The sequence below is a fragment of the Roseibium sp. TrichSKD4 genome (genome assembly GCF_000148725.1).
In the GTDB taxonomy this organism is placed as follows: Bacteria; Pseudomonadota; Alphaproteobacteria; order Rhizobiales; family Stappiaceae; genus Roseibium.
Window position 1 is genome coordinate 609,210 of the sequence record NZ_GL476320.1, and the last position, 20,739, is coordinate 629,948.

Below are 20,739 nucleotides of genomic sequence, written 5' to 3' on the forward strand. Positions count from 1 at the left end.
CCTTGCCCAAATGTGACCAATTGATTGGGTAAGGCGAATAGTTCCTGAAACTGGTGGCGTTTTCCCGACGATACCAACTACTCGACTTGGATTACTGTGATACCTGGATTGTAATCACTGTAGTCTTGGAAACATGAAACGCTAAAACCATTCATATGGATTTCGCCTCTTTCTCTCGAGGCGCATTGTATAGCTCCCACACCCTGAAGGATTGCATATCCAATGACTGGCAATAGCAGAAAAGCAAAAAGAATAATTTTGTTGCCGAGTATACTATTTTTTTCTTTTGTCTCTGTTTTTGGCAAGGTATCCCTCCATTTATATGTATTTGGAATTTTGGTGTTATTTATATTTCGGGCAAGTTCTGTGCAGGAGTTTGTTGATTTCGCGGGTCAGGCTTTCTTGTAGGAGTCCGGTCTTGTCATTGAGGCCTGCAACGGTCCACAAAAGGCCGCTGATGGCATAGGAGCCGTCGATGTCTGACACATTGAACAGGGCTTCGGTGGCCTTGCCGTTCTCGAATGTTACCGTTGGCGCTAGCGAGAGAGTTGCCAGATGGTTTTTGGGGGCCGTATCGCCGATGCATTTCAATTCGTGCGGATTGAAATGCAAGGTTCCGTTCTTCGCTTTGAGGGCTTCGGTGAGGTCTTTGCGCGGCAGCAGCAGGCGAACGGAGCATGTCGCGCCGCCATAGGTCCAGCTGACGCCAATCTTCTCCGCTTCGCTGGCAAGTTCCTCAGCTTTCCAGGTCTTGCGAATGGGGCAGGAAAGAGTTCCAGTTTTCAACGAGTTGTTCACGGATCGGCAGATTTGTTTCTCGCAGCGCAGAAGGTCCCTGCGCTCGCTGTCTGCGTTCGCTGTGATGGAAATTCCGATGAGAATGCTCGTTACGAGTGTTGGAACAACTCGGCGAAGTGCCGGGGAAAGGGAAATGATCATCAAAAATCCGAGTCTGCAAAAAATTACCCTACGTAATTTATGCCGGATTCGTAAATGAGGTGTGTATCGTAGTCGGTCTTGAAAGACCTTTTTTTGGCTGGCTGTCGCGCTGGGGTGCGCATTGATTAGCTGCCAAAAGAGAAACCCCCAGCTTGTGGCCGGGGGTACAATTTGGGGAGGATCAAACGTTGCTGTCTGGGAAGGAGGCTTTGCGTTCTTCCATGAAGGCAACAAGTGCCTCATCAATGCCGGGGTCGAGTTCAGGGCCGGTATAGGCGGCCAGTTGCTCTTTCCAGATCTTGTTGGCCCGTTTGGCGGCGTCCAGCTCGCCATCAGCCAGCCATTGCTCATAGGAGTTGTTGTCAGCCACAGTTGAGCGGTAGAAGGCGCTTTCAAAGTTGCGCTGGGTGTGGGCTGCGCCGAGGAAGTGACCGCCCGGTCCGACTTCTTCCAATGCATCCATGGCTATGGCTTCGTCTGAAAGGTCGATGCCCTTTGCCAGAACATGCATCATGCCTAGTTGATCGGCGTCCATGACGAATTTTTCGTAGGACGAGCAAAGGCCGCCTTCCAGCCATCCGGCCGCATGCAGACAGAAATTGACGCCGCCTTGAACCGTTGCCGTAATGGTTTGCGCTGATTCCTGCGCAGACTGCGCGTCCGGCAATTTGGATGCCGTGAAAGAGCCGCCAGAGCGGAAGGGCAGGCCGAGGCGACGGGCGAGTTTTGCTGCGCCGTTCAAAAGCAGAGAGCCTTCCGGGCTGCCGAAGGTCGGCGCGCCAGATTGCATGGAAATGGAGCTCACGAATGCCCCAAAGACAACCGGTGCGCCCGGACGGATCAGCTGGGTGAGGGCGCAGCCTGCCATGGCCTCTGCGAGCACCTGTGCCAGCGTGCCGGCGACCGTGACCGGGCTCATGGCACCTGCCAGAATGAAAGGCGAGACAATACAAGCCTGATTGTTTTTGGCATAAACCTGCAGCGCGCCGAGCATGGTTGCATCAAACACCAGCGGTGAGTTGGCGTTGATAAGCTGGATCATCACGCAGTTCTGGTCGACAAATTCCTCGCCAAAGACAATCTGCGCCATTTTGACGGAATCTTCCGCCCGTTCCGGCGCGGTGACAGATCCCATGAAGGGTTTGTCGGAATATTTGATATGGGAATAGACCATATCAAAGTGGCGCTTGTTGACCGGCAGATCCACCGGCTCACAAACCGTGCCGCCAGAGTGGTGCAGCCACGGAGACATGTAGGCCAGCTTCACGAAATTGCGGAAATCATCAATCGTGCCATAGCGACGACCGTTGTCGAGATCGGTCACAAAGGGAGGGCCATAAACCGGGGCGAGCACAAGGTTTTTGCCGCCGATTTCGACGTTCCTAGCCGGATTGCGCGCATGCTGAGTAAATTGGGCAGGGGCTGTTTTCAGGATTTCCCGCAGCATGCCTTTTGGAAAGCGAACCCGCTCGCCATCAACTTCTGCGCCAGCTTGTTTCCAGATTTCCAGAACTTCTGGCGCTTCACGGAATTCCAGACCGATTTCTGCCAGAATGCGGTCGGCATAGGCTTCGATCTTTTCCGCACCTTCATCGCTGAGCACTTCAAAATTCGGAATGTTCCGATTGATGTAAGGCGCGCCGACAACGCCGCCTCCCGTCTTGCGACGTTCCCGGCGAGCAGATCGTCCGCGGCGGCCCGCAGAAACAGCAGCGTCAGTCATGGGGGACCCCTAATTTAGAGAATTGCCAGTGTTGCATGAAGTCTTAGGCAAGTTTGGATTTTGCCTCTGCCCAGATCCGTCTCAACTTGCTCTAATTACGGCATGATAGCGTTTCGGTGCGAAAGAAATGCCGCCGTAATTTCCTTGCGCATATGCTTTTCTTTTTTCGGGTGAACAGGTCCGATTTATGGCTGTTCAGCTTGTGAATTCGCTTGCCCGTGTCGTGGCGCTTATGCTGCCGTGACGCAATTAGGCTATCTGGCTTGCTTGAGCGCCGCGATACTGCCGTTTGAAAGATCAAATCCGTAAGACACTCCTCACCAGTCGGGCGAGGAGATGCACGCTTTGATATGCGGATGACAAAGGCAATTGGACCCTGAGAGAAAATCGGGGCGGTCGGTTGAAGAGGAAGAAAAGATGTCAGCGTTTCCTGACAAGGCACAGGTTGTCATCGTCGGTCTGGGAGGCATCGTGGGGGCATCTATTGCCCATCACCTGATCGAACGCGGATGGACTGATATTGTCGGCATCGACAAATCCGGCATACCGACCGATATCGGCTCGACGGCCCATGCGTCCGACTTCTGCTACACCACCAGTCATGATTACCTATCGACATGGACGTCGCTCTATTCTGTCGAATTCTTTGACAAGATGGGCAATTACGAGCGTGTGGGCGGGTTTGAAGTTGCGCGCACTGGCGATGATAACTGGATGGAAGAAATCAAGCGCAAGGTTACTTCCGGCAAAGCTTTTGGCACCAATGTGCGTCTCGTGACACCTGCCGAAATCAAGGAACAATTTCCCTTGATCGAAGAGGACCAGGTGCAAGGCGGGATGTTTGATCCCGATGCCGGTCTGGTTGTTCCGCGTTCGCAGACGGTTGCTGGAAAGCTGGTGGAAGAGGGCGAAAAGACCGGCAAGCTGAAATCCTTCGCCAACACGCCGGCCCAGTCCCTGATCGTTGAAAATGGCCGTATCACCGGTGTCAAAACGCATCGCGGCACCATCATGGCAGATCATGTGGTGGTGTGTGCGGGTCTGTGGGGGCGTCTGATCGCCAATATGGTGGGCGAAGATCTGCCAGTGATGCCAGTTGACCACCCGCTGACTTTCTTCGGCCCTTACACCGAGTTTGAAGGCACCGGAAAGGACATTGGTTATCCCTTAATGCGCGATCAGGGCAACTCGGCCTATATGCGTGATACGGGCGACCCCAAAACAGCAGAAGGCGGCCAGATCGAGTGGGGGTATTACGAGACGGACAACCCGCGCATGTGCCACCCGCGCGACCTGCAGGAAAAGGAAGAGGCGCGACTTTCACCCTCCCAGCGCGACCTGGAAATGGAACAGGTAATCGAGCCGCTGGAGCGGGCCATGGAGCTGACGCCGATCCTCGGCGAGATCGGCTACAACGAGCACTGGTCTTTCAATGGTCTTCTGCAGGTGTCTGCTGCTGGCGGTCCATCCTGTGGTGAAAGTCAGAAAGTGCGCGGTCTTTGGTACTGCGTTGCGATCTGGGTGAAGGACGCGCCGGGTTATGGCAAGCTGATCGCCGACTGGATGACGGATGGGCGGACAGAAATCGACCACGCACCGATTGATTATTCTCGCTTTTATCCGCACCAGCTGACGGAGGAGTATATCGAAGGGCGCTGCTACGAAGCGGCCCAGAAAATCTACTTCCCGGCGATCCACCCGCGTGAGCCTTATGCCAATGCACGAAATGTGAAGCGCTCCCCGTTCTATGAGCGTGAAGTTGAACTTGGCGGCTATTTCATGGAGCTTGGCGGCTGGGAGCGGGCGCATGGCTATGCGGCCAACGAACACCTTCTGGAAAAATACGGCGACCAGGTGCCGGTTCGCGAGAATGAGTGGGACAATCGCCACTTCTGGCGCGTCTCCAATGCCGAACAACTGGCGCTCAGTGAAGACTGCGGCATCATCAACCTGTCCCACTTCTACATGTTCGATGTGGAAGGCCCGGATCATGTTGCCCTGATGGAATGGCTCTGCGCAGCCAAGATCGGCGGCGACAACAACATCGGCAAAGGCATCTACACCCACTTCCTGGATGATGAAGGCAATGTACGGGCAGACCTGACCGTCTTCCGCATGGAAGACCGCTGCCGCATTGTTGACGGAGCGGATGCCGGCCCGCGTGATTATCACTACGTCAAACGCGTGGCAGAGGACAAAGGCTTTGACGTCACCGTGACTGACGTCAACGAGCAGTACACCACCATTGGCATCTGGGGCCCGAACGCCCGCGAGAACCTGAAAAAGGTGGTGAGCGAGCTGTCAGACCTTGATCTGGAAAACTTCCGGTTTGCAGGTCTTCGCCAGATTGAGATTGCGGGCAAGCCTGTTTCCGCCCTGCGCCTTTCCTATGTCGGGGAGCAAGGCTGGGAACTGCACATGAAGTATGAGGACGGTCTGGCTGTCTGGGACGCCTTGCGCGATCTCGGCATCATGGCCGTTGGCGTTGAAACCTACGCAAACTCCCGCCGATTGGAAAAGTCCCTGCGTTTGCAGAACGCGGACCTTCTGACCCAGTACAATCTTTATGAGGCTGATCTTGCCCGTCCAAAGGTCAAGGAAGCGGATTTCCGAGGCAAAGCCAAGCATCTGGAATACCGCGCACGCGACAAGCAACCGGCAATGCTCTGCACGCTGGTGATGACCGAGCACACAGATTCAAAGGGTGTGAAGCGATACCCGGTTGGTACCATGCCGGTTCAAGACCCGGACACAGGCAAGACGCTTGTCGATGAGCTGGGCCGGATTTCCTACACGACCTCAGTTGCCTACGGCCCGACGATTGGCAAGAACATCGTCCTTGCCTATCTGCCGCAGGAGTACGCGCAGGTCGGCCGCAAGCTGCAGGTGGAGTATTTCTCCGAGAGCTATCCGGTTGAAGTGGCTGGTGTCGGCTACGCCCCGCTCTACGACCCGGAAAACCTCAAGCCACGGAGTTAGGCAAGGGATCGAATGGCGCCCCGGACACCGATCCGGGGCCTTTGAGACCGTGAGATGGCCCCGGTTCAAGACCGGGGCGGCGACTACAATATACCAAAACCCGCGTAGACATCTGCGCGGGTTCTGCTATTTCGCATATACAAAGTTATCGCAGCGAAAGCTGCTTTGGTGGGCAAGAAAATCATGTCGAAATTTGAAGATCTTCTGGCGAATAAAGGTGCGCTATTGGCAGACGGGGCCACGGGCACGACCCTGTTTGATATGGGGCTCACTTCGGGTGATGCGCCAGAGCTTTGGAACGTGGATGAGCCTGAGAAAATCAAGGAACTGCACCGCGGCTTTGCCGAGGCTGGTTCGGATATCATTCTCACAAACACGTTCGGGGCCAATCGGCACCGGTTGAAGCTTCACAATGCAGAAGGACGCGTGAAAGAGCTGAATGCAGCTGGTGTTCGTCTGGCCCGGGAAGTTGGTGAAGCGTTAGGCCGCGATGTACTGGTGGCCGGATCGATCGGTCCAACAGGAGAGCTGTTCCAACCTCTCGGCGCACTGAGCTTTGAAGAGGCAGTTGAGGCATTTGTAGAGCAAATCGACGGGTTGATTGAAGGCGGCACTGATATTCTTTGGGTTGAGACCATGTCTGCCCCTGAAGAAATGAAGGCTGCAGCAGAAGCGGCCAAGGGCAAGGGCGTGCCGCTGGTGATCACGGCCAGTTTCGACACCGCTGGCAAGACCATGATGGGCCTGTCTCCAAAAGGTATGGCGCAGCTCAAGTCAGAGTTTTCCTGCGAGCCGGTGGCGATTGGGTCAAACTGCGGTGTTGGCGCGTCCGATCTTCTTGCTGCCATTTCCGAGATCACGGAAGCAGACCCTTCCGCCATCGTCGTTGCCAAGGCAAACTGCGGCATTCCGGAAGTTCGCGGCGACGAAGTCGTTTACACCGGCACGCCGGAGCTGATGGGCAAATACACCCATATGGCGCTCGACGCGGGGGCACGGATTATCGGCGGGTGCTGCGGCACGTCGGCAGGTCATCTCGCCGCTATGCGTTCAGCGATGGACACACACACCAAAGGCGAGCGCCCCACACTGGAGGCAATCCTTTCGGAAATCGGTCCGCTCGTCTCACCTCCCAATCTGGAAGCCGATGCAGCCCGGGAAAGCGATGGCGGCGGGTCTGGACGCAGGCGAGGACGACGGCGCGGGTAGTTTCCAAATATGCATATTGGACGCTGTCATTCCAGACAAGCTGAACCAGAGTGAAGCGCAGATCTGGAATCCAGACATAAGTCAGGCTTCGCGTGGCTTGAGCGTTTTTGGAATTCGCTTAGGCTCATGCTGCAACGCTGGATTCCGGATCATCGTGCAGCTTTGCTGCACTCGTTCGGAATGACTGAAGTAGATGCGCCAACAAGTTGAACACGATAGCGGTGGCTACCCCCGCCGACGCCTTCTGCGTCTACCGCCGTCATCGCTGCCGGCCGTTTCAAGTTCCTTACGCGCTGGCAGCTCGACGGCTGCGCGGAGCTTCGGGAAGGGGTCCACCTTGTTGGGCAGGGCCATGGCATTGACGAAGTGATTCTGGAACTTGGGTTCCAGCGCGGTTTCGATTTTCTCAATGTCTCGAACGGTTTGCTCGATCTCGCGGCGATATCCCATGTTGAGAAGGGCCATGCGCGCGCCTGTGCCAGCTGCGTTGCCAACTCCTGACACATGATCCACCGAGCAATCCGGGATAAGCCCCAAAACCATGGCATAGGTCGGATCAATGTAGCTGCCAAAGGCACCAGCGAGTTTGATGCGGTCAATCTTGTCTGTGCCGAGCTTGTCCTGCAGCAGTTTCACACCGGCATAAAGGGCTCCCTTGGCCAGCTGAATGGCACGGATATCCGTCTGCAGGATTTTGATTTCAACGTCCCGGTCGGCGATCTTGTACGAAAAGGTGCGGCCTGAGGCCTCAACGCGGTCTGTCCGCTCGGCCATGGAACCATCGATGATGCCATCTTCGGTGATGAGGCCTGAAAGATACATTTCAGCGACGGCTTCAATAATGCCGGAGCCGCAGATGCCGGTGACGCCGACCTGATCGATCTTTTCCTCAAAACCGTCTTCATCTGACCATTCATCAACGCCGATGACCTTGTAGCGCGGCTCCAGCGTGTTGCGATCTATGCGCAGGCGCTCAATGGCTCCGGGAGCGGCGCGTTGGCCGGAGGAGATTTCAGCCCCCTCAAAGGCTGGTCCGGTTGGAGAACTGGCCGCCAGAAGGCGGGCCTTGCCGCCCAGAACGATCTCGGCATTGGTGCCAACGTCGACCAAAAGCGTAATTTCTTCAGACGAATAGGGGCTTTCCGCCAGTGTAGCTGCTGCTGCGTCCGCCCCCACATGACCAGCAATGCACGGCAGCATGTAGACATGCGCACCAGGGTTCAGCTCCAGATCAAGATCACGGGCTTTCAGCTGCAAGGCATCAGAAACAGCAAGCGCAAACGGCGCACCGCCCAACTCTACCGGGTCAATGCCAAGGAAGAGGTGGTGCATCACCGGGTTGCCGACAAAGACGGCATCCAGAACATCGGATCGCTCTGCGCCAACATCTGCCACCAGCTTGCCGATCAGCGCGTTGATGGCATCGCGCACAGCCTTGGTGAGATCCGGCAGCTTGGCGGGGTTCATCTGCACATAAGACACCCGCGACATGAGGTCTTCGCCAAAACGGATTTGCGGGTTGGACGTGCCCTGCGAGGTCACTGTGCGGCCATTTTGCAGGTTGCAAAGGTGGGCTGCGATCGTTGTTGAGCCAATGTCGACGGCAAGGCCATAAACGCCGCGTTTTTCGCCCGGCCAGAGAGCCGAAATCGAAGCAGCGTGATCGCCATCTTCATGAAGCGCTGCGGTGACTGTCCATTTGCCTTGACGCAGGATGGTCTGGATACGCGGCAAAAGGGCCGGATCAATTGTCAAGTTGGCCACACCGCAAGCCGTGGCGACAGCTTCGCGCAGGCGGTCAGCATCCCCGCGCGGTGTTTCCATGTCCGGTTCTTCCAAAGTGACTGTGACCAGCCGGATCGGCGAATCTGCCTTTATGGCCTTGGCTTCGGCGCGCTTGCGCACAACTTGCCGGTTGGTCTGGGCATCGGTTGGAACATCAACAACCAGGTCGCCCAGAATTTTTGCCTGACAGGAAAGGCGACGGTCAGCGGGTAGGCTGCGCTTTTCCGCGTAGCGGTTTTCTGCGTCGGTTGCTGGCGCAAGGTGGCTTGCGTCACTGACGACATTTTCCTTGGCAAAGGAACCTTCGGAAACGGAAATCTGGCAGCGGCCGCAAATACCGCGACCACCACAAACAGATTCAACATAAACACCGAGAGAGCGTGCAGCATCCAAAAGAGGTGTGCCAACGGGGAAGGTACCCCGTCTTCCACTTGGCTGGAAAACGACCTTTGCCAGTTCCTTGCCGTTGCTCATTGCCGCTCCCGGTATTGTTTTTATCAGGCCGTCCGACGTGCCGCGCGCCCGCCGCGGCGGCGACCGCCCGCGCTTGGCGCTTCAGTTGGAGCAGCTGATGCCCCGGCTGCTGCCGGTTGGTGATCACGATAGGTCATGATCCATTCCTGACAGTTCGGGTCAGTGCCATTGAGCACGTTCGCTGCACGAACAGCTTCCATTTCCTGCGGACGGCACGGGTTCATGATGGCGGAGGTCATGCCTGTGGCAATAACCATCGGAATGAATGCCCCGTTGATGCCGTGACGATGCGGCAGGCCGAAGGAGATGTTGGACAGGCCACAGGTGGTGTTGACTTTCAATTCGTCGCGGAGGCGGCGAAGCAGTTGGAACACCTGCTGACCAGAAGTGCCAACAGCGCCAATGGGCATGACCAGCGGGTCTACCACAATGTCGTGTGCCGGGATGCCGTAGTCGGCAGCGCGTTCGACGATTTTCTTGGCAACGGCAAAGCGAACGTCCGGATCTTCGGAAATGCCGCTTTCATCGTTGGAAATCGCAACAACCGGCACATCATATTTTTTCACCAGCGGGAGAATCGCTTCCAGCTTTTCTTCTTCACCGGTGACAGAGTTGACCAGGGGGCGGCCCTTAGCGACCCGGAGCCCTGCCTCGATTGCGGCGGTAACTGAGGAATCGATGGAGAGCGGAACGTCGACAAGTTCCTGAACGATCTCAAGCGTCTTGACCATGAGTGGCGGCTCGGTCTCGTTCGGGTTGACCGCCGTCACACCAGCATTGACGTCCAAAACTGTTGCGCCTGCTGCGACCTGTGCCAGAGCGTCGGCTTTTACGGTTTCGAAGTTGCCTTCGTTCATTTCCGCTGCAAGCTTTTTGCGGCCGGTCGGATTGATGCGCTCGCCGATAACGCAGAACGGCTGATCAAAGCCGATGATGACTTCCCTGGTCGCCGAAGCCACAATTGTGCGTGTCATTTTCGTATTTCCCTCAAGCTCTCAGGGATGATGTGTCAGTGCTGCGAAAGGACCAACTCCGACGGTTGGCGAGCCATTCGCCGGTTTTTTGGATGCCGCCAAACGGATAAACATGCAGCTGCTGCAACTGAGTATCTGGGCGGGCTTCAACGCGGGTCTCTAATGGGCCGACCATGGTTTCCGGGTCGTATCCGGCTAGCATGGACACCACGGATCCGCCGCGTTTCTTCAAGAAGTTCAAAGAATTCTCAACACCGGCAAAGGCGGCGTATTTAATCAAGGTGGTCATTTTCGCCGGACCGGCAATGCCGATATGGACGGGGAACTGGTTGCCCCAGCCAGCGATCTCGTCCAGCCACTGGCTGACTTTGTGCGGGTCAAAGCCGAATTGCGTTGCCAGAATGAACTGTGCATCGCTCTCAGCGGCCAGTTCATGTTTGCGCATCAAGAAGGACTTGATGACATCGGGCTTGATTTCGGGCGCACCTTCCGGGTGACCGGCAACCGCAATCGTTTTGATGCCCAGTTTGTCGAAGAGACCGGTTTCCAAAAGAGCGACAGATGAGGTGAGTGGGCCGGCCTTGTCGGCTTCACCAGCAATTGCCAGCACGTCAGTTACGCCGGCTTCCTGGGTCAGGCGCGTGATCCGTGTTTCAAAAGCATCTACGCTCTGATACCGGCGTGCGGCCATATGCGGGACTGGCGTGTAGCCACGGTCGCTCAGAGTTTTTGCGGCAGAGACGATCATGTCTTCTGAGGCATTGCCCAAGTCTGTGACATAGACCCGTGTGCCTTTTGGAATGAACTCCAGCAATTCAGATTTTTCAACCACTTGCTTGGGCGACATTTCTGTCGAAGCGGCAAGGCGGCCTTCCGGCGTCAGGCGGTGATCAGACATGCTCCTTGCCTCCCTGGTCGAGCAATAATTTCAGGCGGTTTTTTGGGTAGGCCGCAATCAGGTCCTGGAGGGCTGTATCAGCCTCTTGCTCCAGTTCGTCTGAGACATCAACAGGATCAGCGCGGCGCCATTCAGCCATATAGGCCTCGCTGTCCTTGGCTCCTACGCGCATGGCGCAGGCATCAATTGCTTCCATGAAAACGGGCGGCATTTCACGGCGCGCACTTTTACGACCCTTTTTGACAAGGATCTGTGCCGGGATATCCCTCCAGAAAACAATGATTTTTTGAGCCATAACAATGTCCCTTCCTCAGCCAGATCATTGCCGGAACGCCCCAACGTCAGGCGGTTTGAATGCGGCACGCGCAAATTCAAAAACGACCTGTCCCCAATCGCCTTGATTTCACGGCAATTCTTCCCCGTGTCGAGGGTCGGTTTCCCGCAGAAAGTCGCCAAGCATTCCGTATCCGGTCACGTGCATTTGAAAGGGGAGTTCAAGGCGCTCTGCAGCAGCTCTTGCGGCGTTTTCCAGCTTGGGGTCGTTCGTCTGCGCGAGGTAAAGAATCCGGGTGTAATGCGCGAAGTAGAGATCTTTGAGTTCCGGTTTCCAATCCAGTCCCAGTGGATCAACAACCATTGTCTGGAAATGACGGGCCAGAAAATCTGTGAGGTAAAAGGTGCCAAGCTGGTCGTCTTCCAGCTGATCAAACGCCTCCAGCCCACTAAAGAAGGCGTAGCAATGGGCGCCTTCAATGCGCCGCGCGCCTGTTTCTTCCAGAACCTTGTCGAGAAGGCCGCCAGTGCCGCAATCGCCGTAACCAATCAGGATATCGTCATAGACGGCCCTGTTTGCCAGGATCGCGCGGTGAACTTCGCCCGGGATTTTGTCTGGGGTGTTGTGCAGCTGCGCAGGCAGGCAGGTGAGATCAATGTGATTGAGCCGGTTGATTTCCTTGATAGCGAGGATTTCCCGGGCCAACGCACCGCAGGCAATAACAAGAACCCGGCCAATTTTCTTGGCCGGGCCTAATTCTTCTTCAGGAAGCGGGAAGAGGGGAATATCCTCTGCCATACCGCTTCACGTCTGATCAGGCCTTGCCGGCCAGTTGGTTGTGACGACGCGCGATGAGGTCTTTTGCCATTTCAACAGCAACTGCTGCATCGCGGCAATAACCGTCAGCTCCAACAGCTTCCCCAAATTCTTCGTTGAGCGGAGCGCCGCCAACCAGAACGATGTAGTTGTCGCGAATGCCTTTTTCTTCCATCGCGTCGATGACAACCTTCATATAGGGCATGGTGGTTGTCAGCAGAGCAGACATGCCAAGGATGTCAGGCTGGTGCTCTTCAAGCGCTTCCAGATAGTTCTCGACCGGGTTGTTAATGCCAATGTCGATCACTTCGAACCCGGCACCTTCCATCATCATGGACACAAGGTTCTTGCCGATGTCGTGAATGTCGCCCTTAACCGTGCCGATGACCATCTTGCCGACTTTGGGTGCGCCGGTTTCCGCCAGAAGCGGGCGCAGAATGGTCATTCCGGCCTTCATGGCGTTGGCAGACAGGAGCACTTCCGGCACGAAGAGGATACCATCGCGGAAGTCGACGCCAACGATCCGCATGCCTTCAACAAGTGCCTTGGTCAGAATGTCGTAAGGAGCCCAGCCGCGCTCAAGCAGAATGTTGACTGCTTCGGTGATTTCTTCCTGAAGCCCGTCATAAAGGTCATCATGCATCTGCTCGACAAGTTCATCGTCGGAGAGGGCGTTCAGGTCAATATCGTCTTCTTCTGACATATGTCGCTCCAAGTGCACCAAGTCGTGCAAACCAGAAATCCAAGTAAAACCTTATGTCTGAGAAGAGTTTGTCGGATATCTTCATTCCGACATGTCTAGTCGTTTTCACGACCCTGACGGAAAGGCGGGCTCGAAAAACAGTTTTTGGGTTTGCTTGCGTTGGGTCGTTTCAGCTGCATCTTGGGCGGAGACGAAAATGCTTCTTCCTAAGTTCTTAAATTGATTCAGGGACGTTTTGTAACTGATTGTAATCGCGTTTGATTACTCGATTGAGAGAAGATCGGCTGTGCTTGGTCTACTAGGGTTCAGACACATTCATTACCAGAATGCAACGAGTGTTGCGATGGCTACAGCGGACAGGAAGTTTCTGGCGAGTTTGTCGTAGCGGGTTGCGACCCGGCGGAAATCCTTCAGGCGGCAGAAGGCGTTTTCGATGAGATGGCGGTTCTTGTAGCGTTCGGTATCATAGCGGATGGCGCGTTTACGGTTTGAGCGGCCGGGAATGACCGGGACGATTGCGCGCTGGCGCAGATGTCTGCGCAAGCTGTTGGCATCGTATCCCTTGTCAGCGAGCAGGTACCTTGCTCCCTTCAAGCCTGCCAGCAGATGAGGCGCAACCGGAGTGTCTGCGGCATTGCCGCCAGTCAGCAGGAACGCAAAAGGACGGCCGATCACGTCGGTAAGAGCATGGATTTTTGTGGTTTGCCCACCCCGCGACGGCCCGACCGCCTGATTTTTCGCCCCCCTTTACCGCCGTGGGCCGAGCGATGCGCCTTGACGTAGGTACTGTCGATGGAGGTGCTTTTGGTCACCGCGCCCGACGTTGCCAGCGTCTCGACCAGATCGGTCCAGAACCGTTTGCGAGACCAGCGGTTGAAGCGGTTGTAGATCGTCGTCGAAGGCCCATAGGCTGACGGGCAATCGCATCAGCGGCATCCCACTTTGAGAACATGGATGATGCCTGAAATCACCCTGCGGTCATCGACCCTGCGAGCGCCCCCTATGTTCCTCGGCAGAAGTGGCTCGATCGTTGCCCATTGCTCATCCGACAGCCAAAACAGATGTCCCATACAAGCCTCCAAATCACATATTTTGGAACCTTGAATCTGATTTGCTACATCAAATCAATGATTTCAATGGGAATTGCCCCCAAGTCATTGTTTCGGAGGTATATTATCTACATATCGCTTATTGTTTTGAATATTTTGGACGCGCGCTTCCGAATTTGTCCGCTCTTTGTGATCAATCAAGTACATATTCTGCGCTTCTTTATTATCCACGATCTCTTTTACTTCCTGTTTAGATATGACTTCTGGGCGGCTTAACCCTAGTTCTCGAGTCAAATCTTGCAACAGATTTCCAAAAATCTCAGCTGTATTAGGCACACTTGATTTTTTGCGTTCGCTCTCGAAAACGTCGTGTGCACTATTGGGCCCAATAAGCATACTTCGCCCCTCCTACAAATCATTCCAACCAATCAAACGATTTGCCTTATATTTAACAGTATGTGAATCAGTGTTATCTACTTAGCAACTCTCAGTGCACTCGGCCCTTGGGAAACCCATTGCAGTTATTGGTTTGGCCCATTAAATAGAATTACTAACTGAAAACAACGACTTCAATGGGTTTTGACCCTAGCGAACGTAGCAGAATAAAAAAGGCGGGCTCGATGGCCCGCCTTTGTCGTCAAGGTGATGTAATCCGCAGCCCTAGAACAGACCTTCGATCTGACCATTGTCATCCAGCTTGATGTGGTTGGCGGATGGAACGCGTGGCAAGCCCGGCATGGTCATGATCTCACCACAAATCGCGACAATGAAACCTGCGCCTGCGGACAGGCGGACTTCACGAACGGGGACGCCATGGCCAGTTGGTGCTCCGCGCATGGCCGGGTCCGTTGTGAAGGAATACTGAGTTTTGGCCATGCAGACCGGCAGATTGCCGTAGCCATCGGCTTCCCAGCGCTTCAACTGATCGCGCACGCTCTTATCGGCAAGGACTTCGTCGGCCCGATAGATGCGTTTGGCGATGGTTTCGATCTTCTCGAAGAGGGACAGGTTGTCGTCGTAAAGTGGTGCAAATTGTGCTGCGCTGCTTTCTGCAAGAGCAACGACCTTCTCAGCCAGTTCTGCCGTGCCTTCTGACCCTTTTGCCCAGTGTGAGGCGAGAACAGCTTCGACACCCAGTTCAGCGCAGTAGTCCTTAACCGCCTGTACTTCTGCGTCGGTATCTGCTGTGAAGTGGTTGATGGCGACAACTGCAGGAACGCCGAATTGTTTTACGTTCTCGATATGGCGGCCAAGGTTGGCACAGCCCTGCTTGACGGCATCGACGTTTTCTTGACCGAGATCGTCTTTGGCAACACCGCCATTCATCTTCAGGGCGCGAACAGTTGCCACGATCACAACGGCATCCGGGGAGAGGCCGGCCTTGCGACACTTGATGTTGAAGAATTTCTCTGCGCCAAGGTCAGCGCCAAACCCTGCTTCTGTCACAACATAGTCAGCCAGTTTGAGAGCGGACTGCGTGGCCATGACGGAGTTACAGCCGTGGGCGATGTTTGCGAATGGTCCGCCGTGAATGAAGGCCGGGTTGTTTTCCAGCGTCTGAACCAGGTTCGGCTGGATTGCCTCTTTCAGGAGAACGGTCATGGCGCCATCGGCGTCAAGGTCGCGTGCATAAACCGGAGTGCGGTCACGGCGATAGGCGACGATGATGTCGCCCAAGCGGCGCTGAAGGTCGTCCAGATCCGTTGCAAGGCAAAGGATGGCCATGATTTCAGAGGCAACGGTGATGTCGAAACCGCCTTCGCGCGGAAAGCCGTTGGCGACACCGCCAAGGGAACAAACGATTGACCGCAGCGCGCGGTCATTCATGTCGAGAACTCGGCGCCAAGCAACGCGGCGCTGGTCGATGCCCAGCTCGTTGCCCCAGTATATGTGGTTTTCGATCAGGGCGGATAGAAGGTTGTGCGCGGAGGTGATGGCGTGGAAGTCACCGGTAAAGTGCAGGTTGATGTCTTCCATCGGCACGACTTGCGCTTTGCCGCCGCCGGCCGCGCCGCCCTTCATGCCGAAGCAGGGGCCAAGAGAAGGTTCGCGCAGGCAGATCATTGCGTTCTTGCCGATGCGGTTCAGGCCATCGCCCAGACCTACAGTTGTCGTGGTCTTGCCTTCACCGGCGGGTGTCGGGTTGATCGCCGTCACAAGGATCAGCTTGCCGTTTTCCTTTGAAGACAGGGACTTCAGGAAGTCGCCGGAAACCTTGGCCTTTGTCTTGCCGTAAGGGATCAGGGCGTCGTCCGGAATGCTCAGCTTTTCTGCAATCTCCTGGATTGGCTTCATGTTCGCTGCGCGGGCAATTTCGATATCACTCGCCATGGGTCGTTCCTCGTTTGGTTTGGCCCTGATAGACCGAGAAAATTTCCTCGAAGCTAGGATTGAAGCTTGCGCCAAATCGTCTTGAAACCGACGCCCGCAGGGCGGGATGCGACGAGGTGTCTCGGAGGGGAAATTAGTTTGTGGTTTTTGAGCCGGGGCAGATCTGGATGGTGAAATTTATTATGAGCTTGGGAATCAGAGGAGTTCAACCGTTCTGTTGGAAATTTCTTAGCGGATTGAGATGTTTATCCGCCTTATCACTGCAGCCTGGTCCAGAAACAATAATGGGCCACATGCGTCACATATGGCCCCTCTGATTGAACTGTATATTTGGTGCTGAGAACTTGGCGGAATAGCCCGTGTCATTCAGTGGCTTGGCTGCGTCCAATCAGTCCGATTTTGGATAGAATGAAAACTCCCGGACAGGTGCCGGTAAAGGCGGCCTGGATCAGGTTGAGACCCATTAGGCCCGTCAGCCAGAGGAAATTGATATTGACCAAGGCGGCCAGGGCAGCCGAGGCCAAAACAATGACACCGACAAGAAGCAAAACCAAACGCTAATTTGACATGGAATGTGTCCTATTTAAATTATTTCGATAGTTTGAACATATTTGAGTTTTGTGCAATTTGGTAGGAAGACCCCTGCGTCACGGCGTCCCTCTCGCGCAGATGTGATGGAACTTTTCCTATTGGGAATTTTAGCACTTGAATTATACTCATAATGAGAATAAGTAAGGGTTGCTGAGGAGTTTAGCGCTACATTCTTTCGAGGGAGTCTCGGATGTCCAGTTTTGATTATGGCGTCTTCATTGGGCGCTTTCAGCCGCTGCACAGTGGCCATGAGGCCGTTATCCGGTCGGCTCTTGAGCAAGTTTCCACGCTTATCGTACTTATCGGATCAGCCCGCACCGCGCGCGATCCACGTAACCCGTTCACTCATGCAGAGCGGGTGGAGATGATTGAGCATGTGTTCAAGCACGAGGTTGCGACCGGGCGGCTCGTACTTCGGCCTGTATCAGACCACCTTTATTCTGACCCGGCCTGGTGCGCCCAAGTTCAGCGCTGCGTCGATGAGACGATTTTGGACCTGCAAAATGGCGGCGGGATCGGACTGCATGGCTTGCGCGATGTCAGCATCGCCCTGACCGGATACGGCAAGGATCGGTCCAGTTATTACCTGAAGCTGTTTCCCGAGTGGGACAACATTCAGCTGGACAGCCAGTATGGCACGTTTTCATCGACAGATATTCGCAGGCAGTTCTTTCAGCGTATTCCTGTCGTTCCAAATACTGTTGTGCCCGATGAAGTGGCAGTTTGGCTCGATCGCTTCAAAATGTCTGAGACATTCCGAGGGCTGTTGGAAGAGGCTGAATATCTGGAAGCCTATCCGACGGAATGGGGCCGCGGACCGTTCGTGACAGCCGATGCCGTGGTGATCCAGTCTGGGCACATTCTTCTGGTGGAGCGGGGACGCTTGCCGGGGAAGGGCCTTCTGGCAATTCCCGGCGGCTTTCTGGATCCGAAGGAAACGGTGCGCAACGCTGCCGTTCGCGAGCTTCGTGAAGAAACCCGCATTCGCGATGAGAAAGGGGAGATCCCGCCGGCAATGCTGGCTTCATTCATTGATGATCGAAAGACCCGTGTCTTCGACCATCCCGAGCGGTCTTTGCGGGCGCGGATCATCACTCACGCCCACCTGTTTCGTCTGCCGGATCGCCGTCAGCTGTTTGAGGTAACTGGCAGCGATGATGCGCGAGCGGCCAACTGGTACAGGCTCGGCGATCTGAGACCTGAGCTGTTTTTCGAGGATCACTGGTCGATCATCAATCTCATGGTTGATCTTTGATCGGCTTTCCGTTTTCTGGCTGCGAGGGAGCCTTGCAGCATATTCCAACCGTCGTGTGAGGAGTTCATATGACCAATCCACTTTTGGCTGTCGACAGCTACAAGCAGTCCCACTTCCTGCAATACCCGCCTGAGGCGCGGCGGATTTCGGCCTATGTCGAGGCGCGTCCCAACGACTTCTCCAAGGAAGTGTTGTTCTTCGGTCTGCAGGCCTTTTTGAAAAACGTGCTCTCAAAGCCGTTCACTCAAGAGGATATAGATCAAGCAGAGGTGATCTGCCGGGCGCATGGCGAACCGTTCAACCGGGCTGGTTGGGAAGTCATTTTGAAAAAGCATGGCGGATTGTTTCCGCTTGAAATCTCCGCACTTGAAGAAGGGAATGTTGTTCCAAGCGGTGTTCCGCTCATTCAGTTACAGAACACCGATGACCGCTTTCCGTGGCTGACAACCTGGATCGAAACTGGGTTGTTGCGCGCGATATGGTACCCCTCGACTGTTGCGACATTGTCGTTCAAATGCAAGGAGATCATCTATGCTGGGCTTCTGAAGACCTCGGAAGCGCCAGATGCACAAGTTCCCTTCAAGCTGCATGACTTTGGCGCGCGCGGTGTCTCGTCTGCCGAAAGTGCGGCGCTGGGTGGCATGGCACATCTGGTGAACTTCGCCGGAACGGACACAATGGAAGCGCTTGGTGCGGCCATGACCTACTATGGCGGTGATGTGCCGGGTTACTCCATTCCGGCAGCTGAGCACTCGACCATGACAAGCTGGGGCCCCAATCGTGAGCGGGATGCCTTTGCCAACATGCTGGACCAGTTCGCGGGCGAAGGGAAACTGGTTGCCGTGGTCTCCGACAGCTACGACCTGTTCCACGCAGTCGATACTATCTGGGGACAGGAGCTGAAGGACAAGGTTCTGGCCAGTAAGGGTACGATCGTGGTGCGGCCAGACAGCGGCGATCCTGTTGAAACACCGTTGAAGGTTCTGGAAAGCCTTTGGAACAGCTTTGGCGGGCGTGAAAACGCCAAGGGTTTCCGCGTTCTGAATGACGCCGTTCGCGTCATTCAGGGGGATGGTATGACCCTGTCGACCATCAAGCAGCTGGTGGACAAGATGATCGCGGGAGGCTGGTCGCTGGACAACATGGCCTTCGGCATGGGGGCAGGCCTTTTGCAGAAGGTTAACCGTGACACGCTTAGCTTTGCCATGAAGGCAAACGCCATGCAGACAGCAGATGGTGACTGGGTGGACGTCAACAAGGCTCCGAAAACCGATGCCCGCAAGGCTTCGAAAGCCGGTCGTCAGGTTGTGGTGCAAGAAGGTGGCCAGCTGGTCAGCAAGGCGCTGGATGCTTCTAACGAAGCAGCTTCGCTTTTGAAGCCTGTGTTCCGAAATGGCGAGCTGCTTGCTGAAACGACCTTTGCAGACGTGCGCGAGCGGGCACAAACTGCGCTGGTTGCTCGGGTGTCCTGAGCAGCCTTCAACGGAAATGGGTCCGTCTGGCCTTTCGGTCAGGCGGACCTTTGCCAATCAGGCTCGAACGTCGTGGTTGAGCAGCCTGCGAAACGCGCCATCCGGTCCAGCTCGGCTTCCAGTTTTTTCAATCGGGCTTTGGACGGGCGAACGCCCAGCTCTGGCCAGAAGGCGCGGACATGCAACCGGTCTTCAGCTCGAAGCGCCTTCATGTCGATCCGTCCAATCAAGCGATCGCCTTCCAGGACCGGAAAGACGTAGTAGCCGTATTGCCGCTTGGGTTCAGGCACGAACACCTCGATGCGATAGTGAAATCCGAACAGTCGCTCGGCGCGCTTACGGTCTCTCAGCGCAGGATCAAAGGGGGACAGAATGCGGACGCGTGATGTGGGTTCCGGCAGGTCGGCCAATTGATCCAGTGTTTCGGGAAACAGGAAGCTTTGTCTGGGCTTGTGGCCTGGCACCATCTCGATGTCCGCTTCGATGATCCTGCCGTCGGCAAGAGCCTTCTGGCACCAGTCCTTTGCCTCCGCTGGTGTGATCAAATCCCAGAATGCAGCGATTTCACCGGATGTTGCAAAGCCAAGACGGGCGAGCGCGTTTGTGGCCGCCCATTCAATCGTCTCCGCTTCGTGTGGCACGTTGGATCGAATGTCCTGTGGAATCACCCGCTCGGAAAGATCATAAGCCTTCTGGAAATTGGTGCGGTGGCAGACCGCCAGTTCACCCGTTCGCCAGAGATATTCCAATGCTGTCTTGGATGGATGCCAGTCCCACCAGCCGCCGCTCTTGCGCTGTTCATTCTCGCCAACATCGCCGGAGGTGCAGGTGCCTGTTTCGGTGATCTGCTGCAAGACACCATCGATCTTGTCGAGAAAACCTTCGCGGCGCCATTTCTGCCAGCGCTCCGACAGTTTTTCCCGATGGCGGCGGAAATGCAGATGCCAATGGGGATAGAACTCGGTCGGGATGATGGACGCATCATGGGTCCAGTGCTCGAACAGGGCGCGGTCTTTCTCAAGCAGCTTTTTGAGCGCAGTTTCCTTGTAGGCGGGACGACGGGCAAACAGGATCATGTGGTGGGCACGGGCGACCGTGTTGATGCTGTCCACTTGAACGAACCCGATCTGCCGGATCACGTTCAATAGGTCTTCACCCTTGGCAGGTCCTTTCGGGGCTTCCGCGAGGCCGTGCTTGTCGAGAAACAGGTGGCGAGCTTGCCGATTGTCGAGCCGGGGAAGGATTATACGAGTCATAGCAACAGCTA

Annotated in this window: 16 protein-coding genes and 1 pseudogene; 4 read left to right on the forward strand and 13 right to left on the reverse strand. The window is 55.5% G+C overall.

Going from position 1 to position 20,739, the window contains the following annotated elements:
* Positions 1–342: 342 nt before the first annotated feature.
* The gene (locus tag TRICHSKD4_RS23650) at positions 343–939 is read right to left on the reverse strand and encodes a hypothetical protein (RefSeq protein WP_009759757.1); all 597 of its coding nucleotides are present in this window, start codon (positions 937–939) and stop codon (positions 343–345) included.
* A gap of 181 nt (positions 940–1,120) precedes the next feature.
* Positions 1,121–2,662, reverse strand: a complete 1,542-nt coding sequence (locus tag TRICHSKD4_RS23655) for a trimethylamine methyltransferase family protein (RefSeq protein WP_009759758.1) — start codon at positions 2,660–2,662, stop codon at positions 1,121–1,123.
* Positions 2,663–3,079: 417 nt separating this feature from the next.
* Between TRICHSKD4_RS23655 and TRICHSKD4_RS23660 the strand changes: the two genes are divergently transcribed.
* Together TRICHSKD4_RS23660 and bmt are read left to right on the forward strand one after the other, a co-directional pair.
* Complete coding sequence (locus TRICHSKD4_RS23660) at positions 3,080–5,641, forward strand: FAD-dependent oxidoreductase (protein WP_009759759.1); 2,562 nt, start codon at positions 3,080–3,082, stop codon at positions 5,639–5,641.
* Positions 5,642–5,824: 183 nt separating this feature from the next.
* On the forward strand, positions 5,825–6,850 hold the full coding sequence (gene bmt / locus TRICHSKD4_RS23665; protein ID WP_040617522.1) for a betaine--homocysteine S-methyltransferase: 1,026 nt from the start codon (positions 5,825–5,827) through the stop codon (positions 6,848–6,850).
* A 225-nt stretch (positions 6,851–7,075) separates the two neighbouring features.
* Here bmt and TRICHSKD4_RS23670 read toward each other — a convergent pair whose 3' ends face one another.
* The 10 genes and pseudogenes from TRICHSKD4_RS23670 to TRICHSKD4_RS23715 form a co-directional block, all read right to left on the reverse strand.
* A complete protein-coding gene (locus TRICHSKD4_RS23670; RefSeq protein ID WP_009759762.1) occupies positions 7,076–9,109 on the reverse strand; it encodes an ASKHA domain-containing protein in 2,034 nt (677 codons plus the stop codon).
* A 23-nt stretch (positions 9,110–9,132) separates the two neighbouring features.
* Entirely contained in the window at positions 9,133–10,083 is a 951-nt protein-coding gene (locus tag TRICHSKD4_RS23675; RefSeq protein WP_009759763.1) for a methyltetrahydrofolate cobalamin methyltransferase, read from the reverse strand.
* Positions 10,084–10,096: 13 nt separating this feature from the next.
* Complete coding sequence (locus TRICHSKD4_RS23680) at positions 10,097–10,981, reverse strand: methylenetetrahydrofolate reductase (RefSeq protein WP_009759764.1); 885 nt, start codon at positions 10,979–10,981, stop codon at positions 10,097–10,099.
* A complete protein-coding gene (locus TRICHSKD4_RS23685) occupies positions 10,974–11,276 on the reverse strand; it encodes a virulence factor (protein WP_009759765.1) in 303 nt (100 codons plus the stop codon). Before TRICHSKD4_RS23685 ends, TRICHSKD4_RS23680 begins: the two co-directional genes overlap by 8 nt.
* 108 nt (positions 11,277–11,384) lie before the next feature.
* Complete coding sequence (locus TRICHSKD4_RS23690; RefSeq protein ID WP_009759766.1) at positions 11,385–12,053, reverse strand: DUF1638 domain-containing protein; 669 nt, start codon at positions 12,051–12,053, stop codon at positions 11,385–11,387.
* 16 nt (positions 12,054–12,069) lie between these two features.
* Positions 12,070–12,774: a cobalamin-binding protein gene (locus tag TRICHSKD4_RS23695; RefSeq protein WP_009759767.1), complete on the reverse strand. Its 705-nt coding sequence runs from the start codon at positions 12,772–12,774 to the stop codon at positions 12,070–12,072.
* A gap of 318 nt (positions 12,775–13,092) precedes the next feature.
* Positions 13,093–13,844, reverse strand: a pseudogene (locus TRICHSKD4_RS29710) (IS5 family transposase).
* Positions 13,845–13,928: 84 nt separating this feature from the next.
* Positions 13,929–14,219 (reverse strand): hypothetical protein, encoded by a 291-nt coding sequence (locus TRICHSKD4_RS23705; RefSeq protein WP_040615985.1) that lies wholly within the window; start codon positions 14,217–14,219, stop codon positions 13,929–13,931.
* A gap of 264 nt (positions 14,220–14,483) precedes the next feature.
* Positions 14,484–16,154 (reverse strand): formate--tetrahydrofolate ligase, encoded by a 1,671-nt coding sequence (locus TRICHSKD4_RS23710; RefSeq protein ID WP_009759768.1) that lies wholly within the window; start codon positions 16,152–16,154, stop codon positions 14,484–14,486.
* 362 nt (positions 16,155–16,516) lie between these two features.
* Entirely contained in the window at positions 16,517–16,708 is a 192-nt protein-coding gene (locus TRICHSKD4_RS23715; protein WP_009759769.1) for a YgaP-like transmembrane domain, read from the reverse strand.
* A gap of 227 nt (positions 16,709–16,935) precedes the next feature.
* Here TRICHSKD4_RS23715 and TRICHSKD4_RS23720 point away from each other — a divergent pair, with 227 nt between their 5' ends.
* Together TRICHSKD4_RS23720 and TRICHSKD4_RS23725 are read left to right on the forward strand one after the other, a co-directional pair.
* The gene (locus tag TRICHSKD4_RS23720) at positions 16,936–18,000 is read left to right on the forward strand and encodes an NUDIX domain-containing protein (protein WP_009759770.1); all 1,065 of its coding nucleotides are present in this window, start codon (positions 16,936–16,938) and stop codon (positions 17,998–18,000) included.
* A 68-nt stretch (positions 18,001–18,068) separates the two neighbouring features.
* Positions 18,069–19,472, forward strand: coding sequence for a nicotinate phosphoribosyltransferase (locus TRICHSKD4_RS23725; RefSeq protein WP_009759771.1), 1,404 nt, complete (start codon positions 18,069–18,071; stop codon positions 19,470–19,472).
* 38 nt (positions 19,473–19,510) lie between these two features.
* On the opposite strand, the gene TRICHSKD4_RS23730 is transcribed toward TRICHSKD4_RS23725, so the two are convergent.
* The gene (locus TRICHSKD4_RS23730; protein ID WP_040617523.1) at positions 19,511–20,728 is read right to left on the reverse strand and encodes a winged helix-turn-helix domain-containing protein; all 1,218 of its coding nucleotides are present in this window, start codon (positions 20,726–20,728) and stop codon (positions 19,511–19,513) included.
* Positions 20,729–20,739: the final 11 nt, after the last annotated feature.

Coding starts and splice junctions, on each gene's coding strand:
- TRICHSKD4_RS23650 (WP_009759757.1), bottom strand. CDS start 939: ATGATCATTTCCCTTTCCCCGGCACTTCGCCGAGTTGTTCCAACACTC.
- TRICHSKD4_RS23655 (WP_009759758.1), bottom strand. CDS start 2,662: ATGACTGACGCTGCTGTTTCTGCGGGCCGCCGCGGACGATCTGCTCGC.
- TRICHSKD4_RS23660 (WP_009759759.1), top strand. CDS start 3,080: ATGTCAGCGTTTCCTGACAAGGCACAGGTTGTCATCGTCGGTCTGGGA.
- bmt (WP_040617522.1), top strand. CDS start 5,825: ATGTCGAAATTTGAAGATCTTCTGGCGAATAAAGGTGCGCTATTGGCA.
- TRICHSKD4_RS23670 (WP_009759762.1), bottom strand. CDS start 9,109: ATGAGCAACGGCAAGGAACTGGCAAAGGTCGTTTTCCAGCCAAGTGGA.
- TRICHSKD4_RS23675 (WP_009759763.1), bottom strand. CDS start 10,083: ATGACACGCACAATTGTGGCTTCGGCGACCAGGGAAGTCATCATCGGC.
- TRICHSKD4_RS23680 (WP_009759764.1), bottom strand. CDS start 10,981: ATGTCTGATCACCGCCTGACGCCGGAAGGCCGCCTTGCCGCTTCGACA.
- TRICHSKD4_RS23685 (WP_009759765.1), bottom strand. CDS start 11,276: ATGGCTCAAAAAATCATTGTTTTCTGGAGGGATATCCCGGCACAGATC.
- TRICHSKD4_RS23690 (WP_009759766.1), bottom strand. CDS start 12,053: ATGGCAGAGGATATTCCCCTCTTCCCGCTTCCTGAAGAAGAATTAGGC.
- TRICHSKD4_RS23695 (WP_009759767.1), bottom strand. CDS start 12,774: ATGTCAGAAGAAGACGATATTGACCTGAACGCCCTCTCCGACGATGAA.
- TRICHSKD4_RS23705 (WP_040615985.1), bottom strand. CDS start 14,219: ATGCTTATTGGGCCCAATAGTGCACACGACGTTTTCGAGAGCGAACGC.
- TRICHSKD4_RS23710 (WP_009759768.1), bottom strand. CDS start 16,154: ATGGCGAGTGATATCGAAATTGCCCGCGCAGCGAACATGAAGCCAATC.
- TRICHSKD4_RS23720 (WP_009759770.1), top strand. CDS start 16,936: ATGTCCAGTTTTGATTATGGCGTCTTCATTGGGCGCTTTCAGCCGCTG.
- TRICHSKD4_RS23725 (WP_009759771.1), top strand. CDS start 18,069: ATGACCAATCCACTTTTGGCTGTCGACAGCTACAAGCAGTCCCACTTC.
- TRICHSKD4_RS23730 (WP_040617523.1), bottom strand. CDS start 20,728: ATGACTCGTATAATCCTTCCCCGGCTCGACAATCGGCAAGCTCGCCAC.